19 protein-coding genes are annotated in these 19726 nt (G+C 64.4%); 5 read left to right on the top strand and 14 right to left on the bottom strand.

The annotated features are described in order from the left end of the window. Positions 1 to 10: 10 nt before the first annotated feature. From gspF to DUPY_RS04245, 3 genes are all read left to right on the top strand, one after another. Positions 11 to 1231 carry a type II secretion system inner membrane protein GspF gene (gene gspF, locus DUPY_RS04255; protein WP_070246594.1) on the top strand — a complete coding sequence of 407 codons (1221 nt, stop codon included), beginning with the start codon at positions 11 to 13 and terminating at the stop codon, positions 1229 to 1231. A gap of 15 nt (positions 1232 to 1246) precedes the next feature. Further along, on the top strand, positions 1247 to 1945 hold the full coding sequence (locus DUPY_RS04250) for a type II secretion system protein N (RefSeq protein ID WP_070246593.1): 699 nt from the start codon (positions 1247 to 1249) through the stop codon (positions 1943 to 1945). Positions 1946 to 2007: 62 nt separating this feature from the next. Beyond that, positions 2008 to 4188: a patatin-like phospholipase family protein gene (locus tag DUPY_RS04245; RefSeq protein WP_229255234.1), complete on the top strand. Its 2181-nt coding sequence runs from the start codon at positions 2008 to 2010 to the stop codon at positions 4186 to 4188. Between the two features lie 95 nt (positions 4189 to 4283). Here DUPY_RS04245 and DUPY_RS04240 read toward each other — a convergent pair whose 3' ends face one another. The 9 genes from DUPY_RS04240 to DUPY_RS04200 all read right to left on the bottom strand — a co-directional run bounded on the left by DUPY_RS04240 (position 4284) and on the right by DUPY_RS04200 (position 12280). Next, positions 4284 to 5027: a helix-turn-helix domain-containing protein gene (locus tag DUPY_RS04240; RefSeq protein ID WP_070246591.1), complete on the bottom strand. Its 744-nt coding sequence runs from the start codon at positions 5025 to 5027 to the stop codon at positions 4284 to 4286. 210 nt (positions 5028 to 5237) lie between these two features. Then, entirely contained in the window at positions 5238 to 5450 is a 213-nt protein-coding gene (locus DUPY_RS04235; RefSeq protein ID WP_070246590.1) for a hypothetical protein, read from the bottom strand. A gap of 134 nt (positions 5451 to 5584) precedes the next feature. Then, complete coding sequence (gene hslU / locus DUPY_RS04230) at positions 5585 to 6931, bottom strand: ATP-dependent protease ATPase subunit HslU (protein ID WP_208599994.1); 1347 nt, start codon at positions 6929 to 6931, stop codon at positions 5585 to 5587. Beyond that, positions 6928 to 7470 carry an ATP-dependent protease subunit HslV gene (gene hslV, locus DUPY_RS04225; RefSeq protein WP_070246589.1) on the bottom strand — a complete coding sequence of 181 codons (543 nt, stop codon included), beginning with the start codon at positions 7468 to 7470 and terminating at the stop codon, positions 6928 to 6930. Before hslV ends, hslU begins: the two co-directional genes overlap by 4 nt. A 157-nt stretch (positions 7471 to 7627) precedes the next feature. Continuing rightward, the gene (gene dksA / locus DUPY_RS04220) at positions 7628 to 8071 is read right to left on the bottom strand and encodes an RNA polymerase-binding protein DksA (RefSeq protein ID WP_019924723.1); all 444 of its coding nucleotides are present in this window, start codon (positions 8069 to 8071) and stop codon (positions 7628 to 7630) included. Between the two features lie 145 nt (positions 8072 to 8216). Then, positions 8217 to 9284, bottom strand: coding sequence for a CobW family GTP-binding protein (locus DUPY_RS04215; protein WP_070246588.1), 1068 nt, complete (start codon positions 9282 to 9284; stop codon positions 8217 to 8219). Between the two features lie 135 nt (positions 9285 to 9419). Continuing rightward, complete coding sequence (locus DUPY_RS04210) at positions 9420 to 10442, bottom strand: tyrosine recombinase XerC (protein ID WP_084640537.1); 1023 nt, start codon at positions 10440 to 10442, stop codon at positions 9420 to 9422. Between the two features lie 2 nt (positions 10443 to 10444). After that, a complete protein-coding gene (locus tag DUPY_RS04205; RefSeq protein ID WP_070246587.1) occupies positions 10445 to 11113 on the bottom strand; it encodes a DUF484 family protein in 669 nt (222 codons plus the stop codon). Positions 11114 to 11218: 105 nt separating this feature from the next. Further along, positions 11219 to 12280 (bottom strand): porin, encoded by a 1062-nt coding sequence (locus tag DUPY_RS04200; protein WP_070246586.1) that lies wholly within the window; start codon positions 12278 to 12280, stop codon positions 11219 to 11221. Positions 12281 to 12688: 408 nt separating this feature from the next. Here DUPY_RS04200 and DUPY_RS04195 point away from each other — a divergent pair, with 408 nt between their 5' ends. Continuing rightward, the gene (locus DUPY_RS04195) at positions 12689 to 13870 is read left to right on the top strand and encodes a tetratricopeptide repeat protein (RefSeq protein WP_070246585.1); all 1182 of its coding nucleotides are present in this window, start codon (positions 12689 to 12691) and stop codon (positions 13868 to 13870) included. On the opposite strand, the gene dapF is transcribed toward DUPY_RS04195, so the two are convergent. From dapF to DUPY_RS04180, 3 genes are read right to left on the bottom strand one after another with little or no spacing between them, the layout of a single operon-like run. Further along, entirely contained in the window at positions 13867 to 14730 is an 864-nt protein-coding gene (dapF, locus tag DUPY_RS04190) for a diaminopimelate epimerase (protein WP_070246584.1), read from the bottom strand. The two genes, DUPY_RS04195 and dapF, sit on opposite strands and share 4 nt — an antisense overlap. Before the next feature lie 2 nt (positions 14731 to 14732). Beyond that, positions 14733 to 15611 (bottom strand): LpxL/LpxP family acyltransferase, encoded by an 879-nt coding sequence (locus DUPY_RS04185; RefSeq protein ID WP_070246583.1) that lies wholly within the window; start codon positions 15609 to 15611, stop codon positions 14733 to 14735. Then, a complete protein-coding gene (locus tag DUPY_RS04180) occupies positions 15608 to 16540 on the bottom strand; it encodes a lysophospholipid acyltransferase family protein (protein ID WP_267875803.1) in 933 nt (310 codons plus the stop codon). The genes DUPY_RS04185 and DUPY_RS04180 overlap by 4 nt, the downstream gene beginning before the upstream one ends. 118 nt (positions 16541 to 16658) lie before the next feature. On the opposite strand from DUPY_RS04180, the gene metK reads away from it, so the two are divergent. After that, positions 16659 to 17831: a methionine adenosyltransferase gene (gene metK, locus DUPY_RS04175; protein WP_070246581.1), complete on the top strand. Its 1173-nt coding sequence runs from the start codon at positions 16659 to 16661 to the stop codon at positions 17829 to 17831. 53 nt (positions 17832 to 17884) lie between these two features. Here the strand turns inward: metK and DUPY_RS04170 are convergent, their stop codons facing one another. Next, on the bottom strand, positions 17885 to 18478 hold the full coding sequence (locus tag DUPY_RS04170) for a hypothetical protein (protein ID WP_141749415.1): 594 nt from the start codon (positions 18476 to 18478) through the stop codon (positions 17885 to 17887). Between the two features lie 51 nt (positions 18479 to 18529). Further along, complete coding sequence (locus DUPY_RS04165) at positions 18530 to 19699, bottom strand: helix-turn-helix domain-containing protein (protein WP_070246579.1); 1170 nt, start codon at positions 19697 to 19699, stop codon at positions 18530 to 18532. Positions 19700 to 19726: the final 27 nt, after the last annotated feature.

The following is a 19726-nucleotide window of genomic DNA, read 5'->3' as shown; positions in this document are numbered from 1 at the left end:
AGGGACCAAGATGCCAGCATTCCGTTACGAAGCCGTCGATGCCGGCGGCGCCACCAGGAAAGGTGTGCTCAACTCCGACAGCGCCCGTTCGGCGCGCGCCGAGTTGCGCACGCTGGGCCTGGTGCCGCTCAAGGTGGACGCCATTGCCGCCCAGCTTGACGCGGCCGGCGTGGCCAAGCGGCGCGGCTTCGGCGAGCGCCTGTCCACCACCGAGCTGGCGCTGTTTACGCGCCAGATGGCCAGCCTGCTCGAGGCCGGCCTGCCGCTGGAACAGGCGTTTACCGCGCTGCTGGAACAGGCCGAGCGCGCCTACCTGCGCGACCTGATCGCCTCGATCCGCGCCGAGGTGATCGGCGGCGCCGCGCTGTCGGACGCACTCTCGCGCCACCCGCGCGATTTTGCCGAAATTTACCGTGCGCTGGTGGCGTCCGGCGAGCAGATCGGCCAGCTGTCGCGCGTGCTCTCGCGCCTGGCCGACTACATCGAGCGCCGCAACGCGCTGGTGCAAAAGGTGCGCCTGGCGTTCACCTATCCGGCCATCGTCACCGTGGTGGCGTTTGCCATCGTGATCTTCCTGCTCACGTACGTGGTGCCGCAGATCGTCTCGGTGTTTGCCAACACCAAGCAAAAACTGCCGCTGCTCACCGTCATCATGCTGGCCATTTCCGACTTCGTGCGCAATTACGGCATCGTGGTGGCGATCGCGCTGATCGGCGCCTGGTTTGCCTGGCGGCGGGCGCTGGAAAATCCGTCGCTCAAGCGCCGCTGGCACACCTGGCTGCTCACGGCGCCGCTGTACGGCAAGTTCGAGCGCAGCTTGAACACCGCACGCTTTGCCAGCACCCTGGCGATCACCACCGGCTCCGGCGTGCCGATCCTGCGCGCGCTGGAAACCAGCCGCGACACCTTGTCCAACGTCGCCATGCGCGAACTGGTGGAAGAGGCCAGCGACGCCGTGCGCGAAGGCGTGAGCCTGGCGCGGTCGCTGTCGGCCCAGCGCCACTTCCCGCCGATGCTGGTGCACATGATCCGCGCCGGCGAAATCACCGGCGAGCTGCCGGCCATGCTGGACCGCGCCGCGTCTGCCCAGGAAGCCGACCTCGAACGTCGCACGCTCACCATCGCCGGCCTGCTCGAACCCGCACTGATCCTCGCCATGGGCGTGGTGGTGCTGCTGATCGTGCTGGCGGTGCTGATGCCCATTATCGAAATCAACCAGCTTGTGCGCTGACCCGGAAAGACCGTTATGAAGCGTTTGCCCCTGTTTGTTACCGTCCTGGCCGTGGCGCTGTTGTGCGCGTCGCTGGCCTATTGGGTGCTGCAGTTCAACCAGCCCCGCCAGCGCGCGATTGCCGCGCCGCCCCCGGCGCCGCCGGCCGTCCTCAACCTCGACGCCGCCAAGGGCCTGTTCGGCGGCCAGATCACGGTGGCTGCCGCCAGCAACTACCAATTGAAGGGCGTGGTGGCCGCCGGCGCCAGCGGCAGCGACCGCGACAGCGCCGCCATCGTGGTGGTGGACAACCAGCCGGCCCAGGCCTATGGACTGGGGCGCGAACTGGTGCCCGGCGTGATCGTCAAGGAAATTTATCCGAAGTTCGTGCTGCTGTCCGAAGGCGGCGCCATCAAGCGCCTGGACTTGCCCAGCGATGCCGGCGCCACCAGCACCGCACCTGCGCTGTCGGCGGTCCAGCCGGTGCAGCCGCCACCGCCACCACCTGCGATGCCCGCGCCGCAGGTGCAGATGCAGCCGGCGCCGGCCATGCAACCGGCCGGCACGGTGCCGCCGGCTGCCGGCCAGCAAAATCCGCGGCCGCAGAATAATCCCGGTGTGCCCAGCAACGGCAACGGCAACGGTAACGGCAATGGCAACAATCCGAACAACGCCAACAACCCCAGCAACCCCAACGCGATCGGCCCGGTCCCCGGCTTCGGCCGCCAACAATGAACCGGGTCCAGCCCATGACAGGTTTCCGTCTCCTGGCCGCAGCCCTGTGCTGCGGCTTTTTCTTGTCCGCGGCAGCAATTGCCCAACCTGTCTCCCCGGTCACGCCCGAGGTGCAATCGAAGCCGCGTCCCAAGGTGGCGCTGGTGCTCTCGGGCGGTGGTGCGCGCGGCTTCGCCCATATCGGCGTGCTCAGGGCATTGCAGGAATTGCGGGTGCCGGTCGATATCGTGGTGGGCACCAGCATGGGCAGCGTGGTCGGCGGCGCGTACGCGGCCGGCAGTTCGGTCGAACAACTGGAACTGCTGGTGCGGCGCACCGACTGGGCGGCGGTGGTGGCCGACCGTCCGCCACGTGACGAGCTGGTGTTCCGCCGCCGCGAAGAGGATTTATTGCTGCCCTCGCGCATCGAACTGGGCGCGCAATGGGATGGCGTGACCCTGCCGCCGGCCGCTGCCGGCAACGAGGCGCTGGAACTGGCGCTCACGCGCGTGCTGCCGCACGGCGCGCGCGACAAGCCGGTCAACCTGCTGCAACTGCCGTTCCGCTCGGTCGCTTCCGACCTCGTCACCGGCGAACTGGTGGAGTTGTCCGATACGCCGCTGTTCCTGGCCATGCGCGCGTCGCTGGCGGTGCCGGGCGTGTTTGCGCCGGTGCGCATCAAGGACCGGCTGCTGGTCGATGGCGGCCTGGTGCGCAATCTGCCGGTGGACGTGGCGCGCGAAATGGGCGCCGACATCATCATTGCCGTCAACGTGGGCACGCCGCTGGCGCAGGAGAAGGAACTGGTCAGTGCGGTGAGCGTGGCGCAGCAGATGCTGCAAATCCTCACCGAGCAGAACGTCCAGCGCTCGCTCAAGGAACTGCGGCCCGGCGACATCCTGCTGGCGCCTGACCTGGGCGGGATCGGCTTTCTCGATTTTGGCCGCCACGACCGCGCCATGCGGGCGGGCGAGGCGGCGGTGCGCGCCATGAGCGACAAGCTGGTTGGCCTGGCGCTGCCCGAGGCGCAGTATGCGTCGTACGAATTGAGCCGGCTGTCGGCGCCGGTGCCGATCGACCAGCCGATGCGCCTGGCCAGGCTCGACGTCGCGCCGAGCGGCCACATCAATCCGCAAGAACTGGCCGTGCAATCGGGCCTGAAAGTGGGGCAGATGGTCACCGGTGAGCAGGCCCAGCGTGCCGGCAATTCGCTGTTCGGCCGCGGCGACCTGGCGCGGGTGGAAACCGAGGTGCGCGACGACGGCGATGGCCGCAGCGTGCTGATCAAGCCGACCGAGGCCGACTGGGCCCGCAGCCGCCTGCGCGTGGGGCTCGAGTTCAGCAGCGACTCGCACGACAACAACACCTTCCAGTTCAAGTTCATGCACGTGCTGTCGTCGGTCAACGATTGGGGCGCCGAATTGCGCACGGTGGTCAACCTCGGTACCCAGCGCACCTTCGGCACCCAGTTCTGGCAACCGCTGGGCGCGGGCTCGCAATGGTATGTGGCGCCGTCGCTGCAACACGGCATCGTCACGCGCGACATCTTCGATACGGGCGGCTTTCGCCAGGCCCGCTACGGCTACAACGCCCACAGCGCGACCTTTGCGATCGGGCGCCAGCTGGGCCGCTGGGGCGACCTGCGCTACAGCGTGTCGCGTCAGCGCGCCAACTCGCAGCAGAGCATTCCCTACCAGCCCGAGGTGATCAGCGACCGCGAGACCGTGCGCGCAGTCTCCTACAACGTCGATAGCCTCGACACCATCGCCTTCCCCACCCGCGGCCGGCTGTTCAACATCGAATGGCAGGGACGCCAGAACGGCGATGCCAATGCCGCCGTGGCCACCCAGCAGCGCGTGCAATGGCTCGAAGCATTCCACCTCGAGCGCTGGGCCGGCCACCTGTACGGCGAATGGTCGCGCAACCGGGGCGCGTCGTCCACGTCGAACCTGGGCGGCTTCCTGCGCCTGTCGGGCACCATGCCCGAATCGGTGGCCGGCGCCCGCACCGTGCTGGCGCGGGTGGTGACTGCGCGCAGCATCGGCAGCATGCCAGCCGCCTTGGGCGGCGACGTGCGAGTAGGCTTCTCGCTGGAAACTGGCGGCGCCTACAGCGACAGCGCCTCCCTGCACCGCAACACCCTGCGCCAGGCAGCCAGCGCCTTCATCTCGGTCGATACGCGGTTCGGCCCACTGTACTTCGGCGCCGGCAAGACCCGCGACGGCAGCACCAGCGGCTACCTGTTCCTGGGCCCGGTGTGGTGAACTTCGGGGTCAGTGCCGACATTCGGACACGAGCCCAGCTTATAGCGCTTGAGGCCGTGTCTAAATGTCGGCACTGACCCCGAACCTTGGGTATATCAGCGGGTTTCGGCGCGGCGCAGGGCGGTGAAGGCGGCGAACTCCCATGACCGGAAACCGACCAGCAGCGTAAAGCCGTCGCGGTCGCCGGGGGCGAGTTTGCGGTCGCCCTGGTGCAGGCGCGCCAGTTCGCCGGCCAGTTGCTGGATACGGCCGACCAGTTCCTGGGCGCTGGGCAGCGACAGCCGGGCCGGCAGGCACAGCAGGGTCTCGCCGGCGCCGGCGAAGCTGCCGCTGAAGTAATCGCTGACCGCGTGATCGCGGAAGAATTGCTGCACCGGGCCGTCCGGCAGCCAGCGAAACGCGTTCGATACGCGCAGCCGGTAACGATTCAACGGCTTTAGTTCGATCACGCCCAGTCGGTCGAGTTCGGCCAGCAGCATGATGCATTCGGGTTCGGTGAGATTGTAGGTTTCCAGTACCTGCTCCACGGTCCAGTGGCCGAGGCAGCAAATCGCCATCAGCAGCAGGTGCGGATGCGCCAGCAGCGCTTTTTCCTGGGTGAGGGTGAGGGCGTCGGTTTGCGGGGTGGCGTCGGCGGCGCCGCGCAGCACGTCTTCCATCGGCACGCCGGCCGCCTTGCAGATCTGGGCCAGCCGCGAGAGCGACATGTCTTGCTGCCCGAACATGCGCTTGACGCTCGATTCGCTCATGCCGATGCGCTCGGCCAGCATTTTATAGGTGACGCCGGCAGTGCGCATTTGCGTGCGCAGCACCTGCAACAGCAATTCGGGAGAGCTCATGATACGCCTGGTGGAGAGTCGAAAGGTATCGTATCACGATACCAGGCGTGGCGAGAAGTGATGCCTGGGACAACACGCTAGGACTGGCGCCGTAAGTGGCGCACACTGCTTGCATGGATTCGGAGCGGACGCCATCACCGGTGTCCGCCAAAGATCCAAACCAATTCCAGCAAAAGGCCTCGAACACCGCAGCGATGTTCGAGGCCTTTTTTATGACTCGTCGGGATCGGGCTTGAGCGCAATTTTTGCCAGTTGTCGCTTGGCGGCCTGGCGCTCGGTAGACGGCGGCTTGGCATGCGGTCCGGCGCCCCCAGCGCGTGCCTTGGCAGCGACCGCCACCGGGTTGCGCGGTGGCGGCGATGGCGGCACCCTGGTAGGTGCGACCTGTTTCTTTTGCCGCGTTGCCAATGCTTTATTCGCCATCGCTGTTCTCCTATGGAAGCTTGAAAACCGTAGCGAGCGGCTTGCTGTCGTCTTGAGTAGCGGAAGCGTACGAAGGTACGCTGAGCAACGGAGAGGCGATAGCAGGCCGCGCAGTAGGTTTGCGAGCTTTCATATTAAAGCACGTAGCGCGACAGGTCCTCGTTGACCGCCAGCGCATCGAGCCGCTCGTTGACATACGCGGCGTCGATCGTGACGACCTTGCCGCTGGTTTCGCTGGCGCTGAACGACACTTCCTCCAGCAGCTTTTCCATCACCGTGTACAGCCGGCGCGCGCCGATGTTTTCGGTGCGCTCGTTGACCGAGAAGGCGATTTCGGCCAGGCGCGTAATGCCTTCCTGCGAGAATTCCACTTTGACGTCTTCGGTCGCCAGCAGTGCCTCGTACTGCTTGGTCAGACAGGCATCGGTGCTGGTGAGAATGCGCTCGAAATCGGCGATCGACAACGATTCCAGTTCCACCCGGATCGGGAAGCGGCCCTGCAGCTCGGGAATCAGGTCCGATGGCTTGGCCAGGTGGAACGCGCCGGACGCAATGAACAGGATGTGGTCGGTGCGTATCATGCCGTACTTGGTGTTGACGGTGGTGCCTTCCACCAGCGGCAACAGGTCGCGCTGCACGCCGGCGCGCGAGACGTCGCCGCCGCCCATCTCGGAACGGGTGGCGATCTTGTCGATCTCGTCGAGGAACACGATGCCGTTCTGCTCGACGTTCTGGATCGCCTTCTGCTTCATTTCCTCGTCGTTGATCAGCTTGGCGGCTTCCTCGTCGACCAGGAACTTCATCGCTTCCTTGATCTTGACCTTGCGCGCCTTTTTACGGGTGTTGCCGATGCCCGAGAACATGGTCTTGATCTGTTCCGTCATCTCTTCCATGCCCGGCGGCGCCATGATTTCCATTTGCGGGCCGGCGTCGGCGATGTCGATCTCGATTTCCTTGTCGTCGAGCTCACCCTGGCGCAGGCGTTTGCGGAAGGTCTGGCGCGTGCTGTCGCCTTCCTTCGGCGCATCGGCCGGCGCGGCATTGTTCGGCTGGAAGCCGAAGTCGCGCGGTGGCGGCAGCAGGATGTCGAGCACGCGGTCTTCGGCGGCATCTTCGGCGCGGGCGCGTACCTTGGCCATTTCGGCCAGGCGGGTTTGCTTGATGCCGATGTCGATCAGGTCGCGGATGATGGTATCCACGTCGCGGCCGACGTAACCGACTTCGGTAAACTTGGTGGCCTCGATCTTGATGAACGGCGCATCGGCCAGCTTGGCAAGGCGACGGGCGATCTCGGTTTTACCGACGCCGGTCGGACCGATCATGAGGATGTTCTTGGGCGTGATTTCGTGGCGCAGCGGTTCTTCCACCTGCTGACGGCGCCAGCGGTTGCGCAGCGCGATGGCGACGGCCTTCTTGGCCTTGCCCTGGCCGACCACGTGTTTGTCGAGTTCGCCGACGATTTCCTGGGGAGTCATATTCATGCGGGTTCCAGTGTTTCGATGATGTGGTTCAAGTTGGTGTAGATGCACAACTGGCCGGCAATCGTCAGTGATTTTTTGACCACTTCCGCAGGCGAGAGTTCCGTGTTTTCCACCAGCGCCTTGGCGGCCGACTGGGCATACGTGCCGCCCGAGCCGATCGCGCCCACGCCGTCTTCGGGCTCGAGCACGTCACCGTTACCGGTGATCACCAAAGTCGACTCGCTGTCGGCCACCAGCAGCATCGCTTCCAGGCGGCGCAGCACGCGGTCGGTGCGCCAGTCCTTGGCCAGCTCGACGGAGGCGCGCAGCAGGTTGCCCTGGTGCTTTTCCAGCTTGCCTTCGAAGCGGTCGAGCAGGGTGAAGGCGTCGGCAGTGCCGCCGGCGAAACCGACCAGGACCTTGCCGTTATAAACCTTGCGCACCTTGCGGGCCGTGCCCTTCATGACGATGTTGCCGAGCGTGACCTGGCCATCGCCGCCGAGCGCGACATCCTTGCCGCGTCGCACGCACAAGATGGTGGTGCCGTGAAATTGTTCCATGTTGACCTCAAATATTCAGTTGGTTGATGCCGCACTGCGTCTTGAAGGTGGAAATGGGGACGGAAAACGCAATTGCAATCCCTGAGCCGGACACGGCGACAGGACAAAAAAAAGCACGCGGGGTGAGGCGCGTGCTTGGGGAGGGTTGCTGCCGGGCTTAGTCGCCGTACAGCTTTTGCTTCAGTTCGCGGCGCTGCTGCGCTTCGAGCGACAACGTGGCGGTCGGGCGGGCGATCAGGCGCGGGATGCCGATCGGCTCGCCGGTCTCTTCGCACCAGCCGTAGTCGCCGCCGTCGATGGCCACGATTGACTGCTGGACTTTTTTCAGCAGCTTGCGCTCGCGGTCGCGGGTGCGCAGTTCCAGCGCATGCTCTTCCTCGATGGTGGCGCGGTCGGCTGGATCGGGGACCAGCACGGTTTCGCGCAGGTGCTCGGTGGTTTCGCCGGCGTTCTTGAGCAGCTCTTTTTCAAGCTGTTGCAGTTTCGCCTTGAAAAAAGCCATCTGCGCCGGGTTCATGTAGTCCTTCTCATCCATCTTGAGAATTTCTTCTTCGGTCAGGATGCGCTCGGCTGCGGTCGATTTATTAGTTTTAGTGGTCATAACTTCGCTTACCTTCGATACGACAGAGTTTTCAAATTGATCAGCAGAAGGGCCCCAGGCCGTTACGCTGCACCGGTATCCGCCAGTGGCTTGCCAGCTTGCAGATGGTGTGGTGTTTATGCTATCCCCACAAAACCCGGATAGTTTATACCAGACATTGTTCTAATCCGCTAATAAAGATATCTTTTGGCAGATTTTTACCTATAAATACCATTTTGCTGCCACGAACTTCATTCTCGCCCCACTTGGCGCCCAGGTCGCTGCCCATGATCTGGTGCACGCCCTGGAACACGACCTTGCGATCGGCGTCCTGCATTAACAATACCCCTTTATAGCGCAGCATGCGAGGACCGTAGACATTGACTAGGCCGCCGAGGAATTCGTCCAGTTTGGCGGTGTCGAACGGACGTGTGCTTTTGAACACAAACGCGGCAATGTCGTCGCTGTGGTGGCCCTGGTGGTGGTTGTGCTCGTGGCCGTGCTCATGGGCGTGGTCATGCTGGTGACCATGGCCGTGGCCGCAGTGCTCGTCATGCACGTGGTCGTCGTCGTGGACCTGGTCGGTTTCCAAAAAGTCCGGGTCGAGTTCGAGCTTGTCGTTGAGATTGAAACCTTTCAGGTCCATCACCTCGGCCAGCGGCGCGCGGCCGAAGTCGGCGGTGCTGATCGGCGCGCGCGGGTTGATGCGTTTCAGGCGCGCGGTCAGCGTGGCCAGTTCTTCCGGCGTGACCAAATCGGTTTTCGACAGCAGCAGCTTGTCGGCAAACCCCACCTGGCGCTGGGCTTCCTCGTGCTGGTCCAGCTGGTCCATGGCGTGACGCGCATCGACCACCGTGACCACGGCGTCGAGCATGAAGTGAGCGCCTACTTCCTCGTCCACGAAGAAGGTTTGCGCCACCGGGCCCGGGTTGGCCAGGCCGGTGGTTTCGATCACCACGCGGTCAAAGGTCAGTTCGCCGGCTTCGCGCTTTTGCGCCAGGCTCGACAGTGCCACGATCAGGTCGCCGCGCACGGTGCAGCAGATGCAGCCATTATTCATCTCGACGATCTGTTCGCCGCTGTCCTGGACCAGGATCTCATTGTCGATGTTTTCCTGGCCAAACTCGTTTTCGATCACGGCAATGCGCATGCCGTGCGGTTCCTGCAGGATGCGGTTGAGCAGCGTGGTCTTGCCGGCGCCAAGAAAGCCGGTCAGGATCGTGGTAGGTATCATATGCGCGCCAGTCTGGTGTGTGGGTCCCCTAGATGGGGATCAAGTGCAAAAATGCAATCGCAGATTATGCCGGAAAATCAATGGGAGCCATGTTTCGTCCGATTGAGGCGCGTCAGTACTATCTGCGCTGCGTAGTTACTTGATTTTTGCGCGCGGATGCGCCTTGTCATACACCTCGGACAGGCGCTGAAAGTCGAGCGACGTATACACCTGGGTGGAACTGATGCTGGAGTGACCGAGCATTTCCTGCACCGCCCGCAAGTCGCCCGACGATTGCAGCACGTGCGAGGCAAACGAGTGGCGCAACATGTGCGGATGCACGTGCACCGGTGCACCGCTGGCCACGCCGTGCGCCTGCAGGCGCTGCTGGATCACGCGCGGCGAGACGCGGGTGCCGCGCGTGCTTAAAAACAAGGCAGCGCTGCCGTCGGACGGGGCCGGGCGCACCGCCAGCCAGGCGGCCAGCGCGTCCATCGCGGCACGGCCCACCGGCACCACGCGGCGCTTGTTGCCCTTGCCGGTGACGATGACTTCGCGGTTTTCCATCACCACCCAGCCGAGCGCGTCCTTGCCCGCGATGGCGTCCAGGCCGGCCAGCTCCGACACCCGCAAGCCGCTCGAATAGAGCAACTCGAACATGGCGCGGTTGCACAGCTCGGCCGGCTCGGCGCCGTGACCTTCGCCAGTGCCGGCGCGCAGCTTCATCTGGGCCGGCGCCACCAGTTGCATGGCGTCGTCCACCGACAGCGCCCGTGGCAGGGTCTTGGCGCGCTTGGGCGCGCGCACGCCTTGCACCGGGTTGGCGGCTAGCGTGGTCTGGGTGCCGAGCCAGTCGAAAAAGCCGCGCCAGCTCGAGAGCTTGCGGGCGATCGAGCGCGGATCGAGTTCGCGTGCATGCAGCTTGGACGTCAGGCGGCGGATCAGGAAGTGATCGATGTCGGCCCAGTCGCGGCCATCGGCCAGCGTGCGCAGCTCGACCAGGTCGCGGCCGTAGGCGGCCGTGGTATTACTCGATAATTGCCGACCGTGGCGCAGGTGCGCCAGGTAATCGGCGATCCAGTCGCCGCTGGCAGTCGAGCCGGCTGGGAAGTCGGTCGCAGGCTCGGTCGCCACTGTCGCCGTCGTGGCAGCGGTCACCCCGGCGCCCGCGCCTGCCATGGTCAGGCCAGCAGCCAGGCCAGGGCGGTGCTGCTGGTTTCGCCCATGTGGACCAGGAAATCGGTAGCCATCAGCGAGGTGAAGCGGTTGGCGTCGGCCGAACCCATCACCAGCAAACCGAAGGCCTGCTTGTCGCCGGCCTTGCGCAGCGGGATGATCACGGTGGACACCACGCTGGCGGAATCGTCGAGCCAGCGCACGGCTTCGAAATCTTTGTTGCTGCCGCAGTAAGGCGACAGCAGGCTGTTGGCGAAGATGCGCACATCGTCGGTCACGTCCTTGGTGAACCATTCGCCGGCGTAGTCGGGTGCGGTATTCCACAGGCGCACCGTTACTTGCGGCACATCGAAAGCGGACTTGAGGCCGCTGACCACAGAGTGTGGCATGGAACCCACATCTTCCGCTTCGAGCAGCACCTTGGTCCAGCGGTGGAACTTGTTGGCGATGGCTTCGTTCTCAGAAGCGAGGCGCATCAGATTGCTCATGCGCAATTCCAAGGTCTTGTATTTCTCGCGCATGACTTCCATTTGCCGCTCTTGCAGCGAGACCGCGCGACCGGTGATAGGGCTGGCGAGCTTGATTTCACCGAGCAAATCGGCGTGTTCGTCGAAGAAGTTCGGGTGCTCGGTGATGTACTGCGCGACAAGTGTGGAATCCAGTTGGACGGTCATGGCTGCTCTATCGAAATCGGGGTTGGGACTAACCAGCCATTTTACCCGACGCGGACAAAAAAAACGGACAAGGTTGCCCTTGTCCGTGCTGGCCACGCCTGGCGGTCAGAAGTTGTGGTGGATACCGACGCTGACGAAGTTGAACGCGGTGACGGCCTTCTTGCGGGCCGCATCGACGTACAGGTACGTGCGTGGCGACAGGTTGTAGTCGTAGCCGAGCGAATACTGGCGCGTCTTGGCGATGCCCGGATCGTTGAACTGGTTATCCGGGCGCTTCTGGCCGTAGCCAGCGCGGATCAGGCCGGCACCCAGGGTGTAGTTGGCGCCCAACACCCAGGCCTTGGTTTCGGGATTGACGAACACGGTTTCTTCCTGGTCCTGCTTCTGGTACGTGGCCATCAGCTTGAGCGGTTCGATCGGCTTGAACCAGGCGCCCACCGACCACAGCGTGGTGTCCACCGCGTTACGCTCGTAGGCGGCATACGCGGAGAACTTGCCCTGCGTGGCCGTGGCGCTGACCGAGTAAGGCACCACGGCAGCCTGGCTGTTGGCCGGGAACTGCGGCGCCAGCGCGGTGCCCCGCCCGATAATGGCCGGGTTGTTGTTGGCCTCTTTTGATGCCACCGTGGCATTGAGCTGGAAGATGCCGGCAATCAGCGGCGTGTTGTAGAACACCGCGTTGGAGAAGCGGTTGAGCGAGTTGCCGGCGGCGCTGAGCGGATCGCTGGTGTAGCCGGCCACTTGCAGGTCGGTCTGGTAACCGGCCACGGCCGGCATGCCGCTCCAGGGTTCGTAGGCGGTGCTGGTTTCCTGGAACGCGGTCAGGCCGCGACCGAGACGCACGGTGCCGAAGTTACCTTGCAGGCCAACCCGCGACTGGCCCTGGAACAGCGGCCGGGTGTTGCTTTCGAGCGTGCCGGTATCGGGCTCGTAGCGGATCTCGAGCTGGAACAAGGCTTTCAGGCCATTGCCCAGGTCTTCGACGCCGCGAAAGCCCAGCTTGTTGTTGTCGCGCTTGCCCACTACGGTGGGCGTGTTGGGGCCGCTGCGGTTGGCAATGCCCGCGTCGAGCGTGCCGTAGATGGAAACCGACGATTGCGCTTGCGCGCCGGAATGCGCGCCGAGTACCGCGCCGGTAAGTGCCAGGGCCACGAGAGATTTCTTCATTGATAGGTTCCTTTTTTAAGTAGATCGAACAAGCGTCCGCCGCTGTATCGGTACTGGTAGGTCCTTGGTTCGGAACCTTAATGGCTCGCCGGGCAAAATGCGCGGGAGTGGTCGATTGGAGAGGCTAGTCTTGGTTGAAAGCCCCGGAACGACGGCTGCTTGTGGTTTTTTTGAAACGCGGGTGTACGCCCGCCAGATCACGCCTTCTTTGCAAGGGTTGACGCTAAATCCTTTCAATCAGGCACTAAAACAGCTCTAGGCTACAAGCGCGGGCGGGGTGCGCGATTTGTGGGAGATCAAGCCGTGGCGCGGTTTCCCTAGGATGTGGCGTGGATCGCACGCTACACTGGACGACAACTGCGCAGTTCCCAACCCTCTGTCCCTGATCAATCTTCCCCCGGTTAAATAATGGTCAATCGAGCTGAACTAGGCGTCATTCGCGGCGCGCGCGCCGGTGATCCCGCTTGCCAGCTGGCCCTGGGCAAGCTGTACCTGTTCGGCGGCACCAGCCTGCCGCGCAATATGCCTACCGCGCTGCACTGGCTCAACCGCGCCGCCCGTCAGCAGCAGGCGGAAGCGTGGATGCTGATCGGCAGCCACGTGCCGTTCGAACATGCGCGGCATTGCGTGGACGAAGTGTTGCCGTGGTATGAGCGCGCGTTTGCGGCCGGGGTCGAACAGGCGGGGCTGGTGCTGGCGCAACTGGCACCACCGAGTGATGGGGAAATGCAGGAGGGCTTGCTGCAGCAGGGGCGCTTTGAAGCGATTACAGCTGAGACTGCCTTGAGCGGGCCGGTTCCGCTGCATTGCCGCGCGTACGTGGAAGACAGTAGCGAACAGGCTGCGCAGGCAGGCGACCGCGCGGCGCAACTGGCCCTCGGTTTGTGGTTTGCGCGCATGCAGCGCGATGGCAGTCGGCAGCCGGACGGCATCGCCACCGTCAACTTCAAGCGTGCGATTCGCTGGCTCACGCTGGCCGGCGAGCAGGGCGACCCCGATGCCTGGTTCGCGCTCTCGCGCATTTATGGCAAGCCGGAGTTTTCGCAGCGCAGCGTAGTCGAGGCGCAAGTCTGCCTGGAGCGCGCAGCCGAGCTCGGTCATCGCGTTGCGCAATGCGAGTGCGGCATGGTGGCGTGGCGCCACCGCCGCCACCAAGCGGATGGCGACGTGCGCGCGGTGTACTGGTTGCAGAAGGCGGCAGCGCAGGGTTGCGAACAGGCGCAGCAGCAGCTGGACCGCATTGCATTGAAGCCACGCCAGGCGCCGTGGCTTCAGGCACTGGCGCCGGCAGCATTGCAGGCGCTGGCCGTGCGCCAGCCGCTGCTGGCGGCGCGCCTGACATTGGCGCGGGCCTTCGGCTTGAACCGGGCCGAAGCGTTGTTACTCGATGTGAAAGCAGCCGATCACGGCCATTGCGTGGTGATCGATATCCGCGCCAGTTACGGGCGCAGCAAGCGGCGCCTGGTCGCGCTGCGCACGGCGCAGGAACGGCAACTGCTCGACCAGGTGGTGGCGCAGTTCGACCTGCTGGGCGGTTGCGTGGAAGGGAATTACCGCCAGCGGCTGTACCGCCTGAAGACCTGCCTTTAAATCTCGATCTCGCCTTCGAACACCGTCACCGCCGGTCCCGTCAACAACACCGGCTCGCCTTCGCCAGCCCAGCTGATCGACAACTGCCCGCCGCGCGCATCGACCCGCACCGGGCTGTCGAGCACACCACGACGGATACCGGCCACCGCTGCCGCGCAGGCGCCGGTGCCGCAAGCCAGGGTTTCGCCCACGCCGCGCTCGAATACGCGCAGCTTGACGTGCTGGCGGTCGATCACCTGCATGAAGCCGGCATTGACGCGGTTGGGGAAACGCAGGTGGTGCTCGATCAGCGGGCCGGTCAGTTCCACCGGCGCTGTTTCCACGTCGTCGACGATCTGCACCGCGTGCGGATTGCCCATCGAGACCGCCGAGATCCAGACCGTCTCGCGCGCGCCACCCAGTTCCAGCAGCAGCGGCCACAGCGTGTCTTGGGCCTGGGCCTGGCCCTGCAGGCCATCGGCGTCGAACGGTACTTTGGCCGTTTCCAGCACCGGCGCACCCATGTCCACCGTGATGCTGCCGTCCGGTTCCAGGCGCGGGGCGATCACGCCCGCTTTGGTTTCGACCGTGATGCTGCGCTGGTCGGTCAGGCCTTTTTCGGCCACGAACTTGACGAACGCGCGCGAGCCGTTGCCGCATTGCTCCACTTCACCGCCGTCGGCGTTGAAGATGCGGTAGCGGAAGTCGCAGCCGGGCTGGGTTGGCTTTTCCACCAGCAGGATCTGGTCGGCGCCCACGCCAAAGCGGCGGTCGCCCAGCAATTGCCACTGCGCCGGGGTGAAGTCGATGTGCTGGTTGATGCCGTCGATAACCACGAAGTCGTTGCCGGCGCCGTGCATCTTGGTGAATTTGAGTTTCATAATTATTTACGACGTGGATACAACGATGGTTCGCCATTGGGGCGGGTTTTGAAGCGCTTGTGCGTCCAGAAATATTCAGCTGGCGCCTCGCGTACACGCTCCTCGATGAATTCGTTCATGCGGCGGGTGGCGGCCACCATGTCGGGCCCCGGGTAATTGTCCCACACCGGGTAGAACTTCACACGCCAGCCCTGGTAATTCGGCAGGAAGGTGGCGATCACCGGCATGACCTGGGCGCCGGTGGTGGCGGCGATGCGCGCGGTGGCGGTCAGGGTGGCGGCGTCGATGCCGAAGAACGGCACGAACTCGGCATCCTTTTCGCCGAAGTCCATGTCGGGCAGCATGAAGTACGGCAGCTTGTCGCGCAGCGCGCGCAGGATCGGCTTGATGCCGTCCTGGCGGGTAAACAGCTTGACCGGTTTGAAGCGTGCCCGGCCGGCGCGCAGCACCTGGTCGAAGGCGGCGTTTTTTTGTGTCACGTACATCGACGACGCACTGGCCACCATCGCGATCGAGGCGCCGGCCACGTCCAGGCACACGAAGTGTGGACACAGCAAAATCGTGGGTTTGGCGGTCATTTCGGCCACCGGCACCGGGCCCGGTTCCACCTTGATCAGGCGGTTCAGCCGTGCTTCCGACGCCCACCACAGGATGCCGCGCTCCCAGATGCTGCGCGCATAGGCCTGGAAGTGCTGGCGCGCCAGCGTGACGCGTTCGGCCTCGGTCAGCTCAGGCATGCACAGGCGCAAGTTGGTCAGCGTAATCTCGCGCCGTGCGCGCAGGGCGATGAACAGCAGGCTGCCGGTGAATTTGCCAAAGCGGCCCAGCACGGGCAAGGGCAGCCAGTGCAGCAGCCACATCAATCCTAATACGAGCTTCATGCTGCTTCTCCAGTCTGTGGCGCATCGATGCCGTGTGGCACCTTGTAGCGGTTGTAGCTCCAGTAGTACTGGGTGGGGTTACGCGCGATCAGGTGTTCCATCGCGGTGTTGATCGCTTGCGCCTGGCTGGCGGTGTCGCCCGCCAGTGATTCGGAAAACGGCACGAAGTGGATCACGTAACCCTTGCCGCCCGGCAGGCGCTCCGCATACGTGACGATCACGGTGGCATTGCCCATCTGCGCCAGCTTGGCGGGCAGGGTCATGCTGTAGGCGTCGCGGCCGAAGAACCTGGCCCATACGCCTTCGCCTTCCTGCGGCACCTGGTCGGGCAGCAGGCCGATCGGCTGGCCCTTCTTGAGAAACTTGGCAAGCATGCGCACGCCGCTCATATTGGCCGGCGCCAGCAGCAGGTTCTTGCGCGCGCGCGCGCCTTCGATCAGCGGTTTCAGCGCTTCTTTTTTCGGCGGCCGGTACATCACCATCAGCTCGGTGCGCAGGGCGATTTCCTGCGCCACGATTTCAAAGCAGCCCAGGTGGGGCGTGAGGAAGACGATACCACGACCGGCGTCGAGCTCGGTTTGCACCAGTTGCCAGTTCTCGAGCGTGGCGTGGCGCGAGACGCGCGCCGGATCGGCGCACCAGATGAACGGCAACTCGATGATGCTTTTACCGGCCTCGGCAATGGCGGCGGACAGGTGTTGCGAGTAGCCGGCCTGGGCCATGTTGGTGCGCATGCGGCGCCGGTACGACGGTGACGCCAGGTACACCACCCATCCCAGGGCGCTGCCGGCGGCGTGCAGGAAGGACAAGGGGAATATGGAAAGGAAACGAAAAATGGGTACGAGCATGAAAGTGTTGTGTGCCTGTGTTGATGACTGCTTTGGTACTGGACGAGAAGCAAGTTTTTTTAAAAAAGCGTAAAATAACACGTTAGTAGGGACCGCTGAGTTAATGACAACTTGCGATGCGGGATATAAATATCGCTAAAGCGTCGCAAGCCGTACTGGTATGCGACAACCAATTTTTAGTCACTATCAGGAGCTTGCGATGTCTAATGACTACCTTTTCACTTCCGAATCCGTCTCGGAAGGCCACCCCGACAAAGTTGCGGACCAGATCTCCGATGCGATCCTGGACGCCATCCTGACCCAGGATCCGAAAGCGCGCGTTGCCGCCGAAACCCTGTGCAATACCGGCCTGGTCGTGCTCGCGGGTGAGATCACCACCCACGCCAATGTGGATTATATTCAAGTTGCCCGCGAAACCATCAAGCGCATCGGTTACGACAATACCGACTTCGGTATCGACTACCGTGGTTGCGCCGTGCTGGTGGCCTACGACAAGCAGTCGCCGGACATCGCGCAAGGCGTCGATGAAGGCGCAGGTATCGACCTCGACCAGGGCGCCGGCGACCAGGGCCTGATGTTCGGCTACGCCTGCGACGAAACCCCGGAACTGATGCCAGCGGCCATCCACTACGCCCACCGCCTGGTCGAGCGCCAGTCGCAGCTGCGCAAGGACGGCCGTCTGCCATGGCTGCGCCCGGACGCCAAGTCGCAGGTGACACTGCGCTACGTCAACGGCCGCCCGGTGGCCGTGGACACCGTCGTGCTGTCCACCCAGCACGCGCCGGAAATGCAGCACAAGCAGATCGAAGAAGCGGTGATCGAAGAGATCATCAAGCAGGTGCTGCCGCGCGAATGGCTGACCGACACCAAGTACCTGGTCAACCCGACCGGTCGCTTCGTCATCGGCGGCCCGCAGGGCGACTGCGGCCTGACCGGCCGCAAGATCATCGTCGACACCTACGGCGGCGCCAGCCCGCACGGCGGCGGCGCTTTCTCGGGCAAGGATCCAACCAAGGTTGACCGCTCGGCAGCGTACGCCGCCCGCTACGTGGCCAAGAACGTGGTCGCTGCCGGCCTGGCGCGCCAGTGCCAGGTGCAGGTATCGTACGCGATCGGCGTGGCCCGTCCGATCAACATCACCGTGTACACCGAAGGCACCGGCGTGATTCCGGACGAGCAAATCGCCAAGCTGGTGATGGAGCACTTCGACCTGCGTCCGAAAGGCATCGTGCAGATGCTCGACCTGTTGCGCCCGATCTACGCCAAGACCGCCGCTTACGGCCACTTTGGCCGCGAAGAGCCGGAATTCACGTGGGAGCACACCGACAAGGCCGCGATTTTGCGCGATGCGGCTGGCTTGAAGCCGGCGTAATACCGTCGCCGTTGTACCTGTCGTGCCGGGCGCCAGCAGGCGTCCAGCCGGCATTACCGGTCTGAAGCGCCAGGGCGTTCCAGCGTGAACGCATAGCGGTGGCGCAGCAGCCAGGCCTGATCCGGCTGCTGCGTGGCGCGGCTGATAGTCAAGGCGTCGCCACGGCGCAGCACCACCATGCGTACCTGCACCGGCGTGCCGTTCTCTGTGCCGGTGCCCAGTACCACCAGCAACAAGTCCGCTCCTGTTCCCGCCCTGTAATCACTCACGTCCAGTTGGTCGCGCTTCATGCGCAAGCTGTGACCGTCCGCACTCAACGCCCAGGTATCGTTGGAGCGCACCGTCTTGCCCGGGCCGTCGTCGTAGATGAAGCCGACCTCCAATGTCGCGTCCGCTGCGACAGTGACGCTGGCGCTGGTCGGCAGCACCACCCTTTTGCCCGAGCCGTAATCGCGGTAGGTGAGGCTGCCGCGCCAGGCGCCTGCCAGTGCGGCGCCCAGTCGTGCCGGCGTGGCGCCGGCAGCCAGGTCGGCTGTCGCGGTCGCTGGCGGCAGTTCGGCCAGCGCGGCCCAGTCAGCCTCCTGCGCCTGCGCTTGCAGGCACAGCGCCAGGCAACCCATTCCCAATAGTGCACAAAATTTCAGCATCGATCTTCCCTGGTGAATCGGGGCGGGACGGTCCCGCCACGTGCCCCCAGACTAGGTGCGGGGACCGGGCGACGTCGCCTCGAAAGGCGCCATTGCGCTGATTTTCGTGATATGAGCCGCACGCCAGGCGCTGGGGCTGGCACCTGCCTGTGCGCGAAATACCCGGTTGAAGCTGGCCTTGGACGAGAATCCACAGTCGAGCGCCAGGGTGAGCAACTCGGCGCCATGGTCTGCCAGCATCCGGCTTTGAACCGCTTCCACCCGCATCGCGTTAATGACAGCGTTGAAATTCTGGCCCGTGCCGAGGTTGAAGGCGCGCGAAACATAGTTTTCGTTGGTGCCCAGGTGGCGGGCCACATCGGCCAGGGTGAGCCCCGGCTGGCGCCACCAGCCCTGGTCGCGGATTTGTGCGCGCCAGTTGGCCGCCGTGGCATGCCAGTCGCGCGTGGCGGCTGAAGGAGCAGGTGCTGGTATGGCCGGGGGTGCCACCACCGCAGTGGCCATCTGCACAAACGGGTGCCCGGCGTAACGCCAGCCTTCGAGTCCCAGCCACAGCACGATCGCGGAAAACGCCAGGTATTGCGGAAAGCGGTCGTAATAGTTGAGCTTGTCGACCACGCTGCTGTACAGGTCGAACCCGGTGGACACCAGCAGCCACAGTCCCAGCGCCGCCAGCGTGGTGCCGATCCACGGCTGGCGCCGGGCATCCTGGTCGCTGACGTGTTCGCGCAACCATTGCAGGTAGCGCCGCCGCAGCTGCACCGCCAACACCAGGTACGCGGCCAGCGATACCGCACCGGCCACGTCCAGCAGCGGCGCGATCCACGGCTCGTGCACGTGGTTGTTCCAGGCCATCTTGCGGCCGAGCGGCAGCGCGAACGCGCCCAGCAGGTAGGCCAGTTCCAGCGCCGCGGGCAGCAAATGCCAGCCCCAGCGCGGCGGCAGCGCCGGCGTGGCCAGGCGCAGCAAGTACAAATACAACAGCGGCCCGATGGCCAGGCCCAGCTGGAACGGTGCGAACGACAGCCACGGCCAGGCGTCATAGGCGCCGGCAAAGCCGAGCACGTAGGGCATCAACCGCAGCACCGCCACCAGCAACAAGGCCGCCAGCAGGCGGTGCGCAGCCCGGTTGCCGGGTGCGCGCCACAGCAGAAACGCCACCAGCGCGCCGAATCCCGCCGCCAGGCCCAGCGTGGTGCTCCAGGGGCCGAATCGTATCAAGTGCGCTCCTTGGTGAACTTGTCTTTT

Source organism: Duganella phyllosphaerae (assembly GCF_001758785.1).
Taxonomy (GTDB): Bacteria; Pseudomonadota; Gammaproteobacteria; order Burkholderiales; family Burkholderiaceae_D; genus Rugamonas; species Rugamonas phyllosphaerae.
The sequence above is the reverse complement of the archived record's forward strand: the minus strand, read 5'-3'. Positions and strand labels throughout refer to the sequence as shown.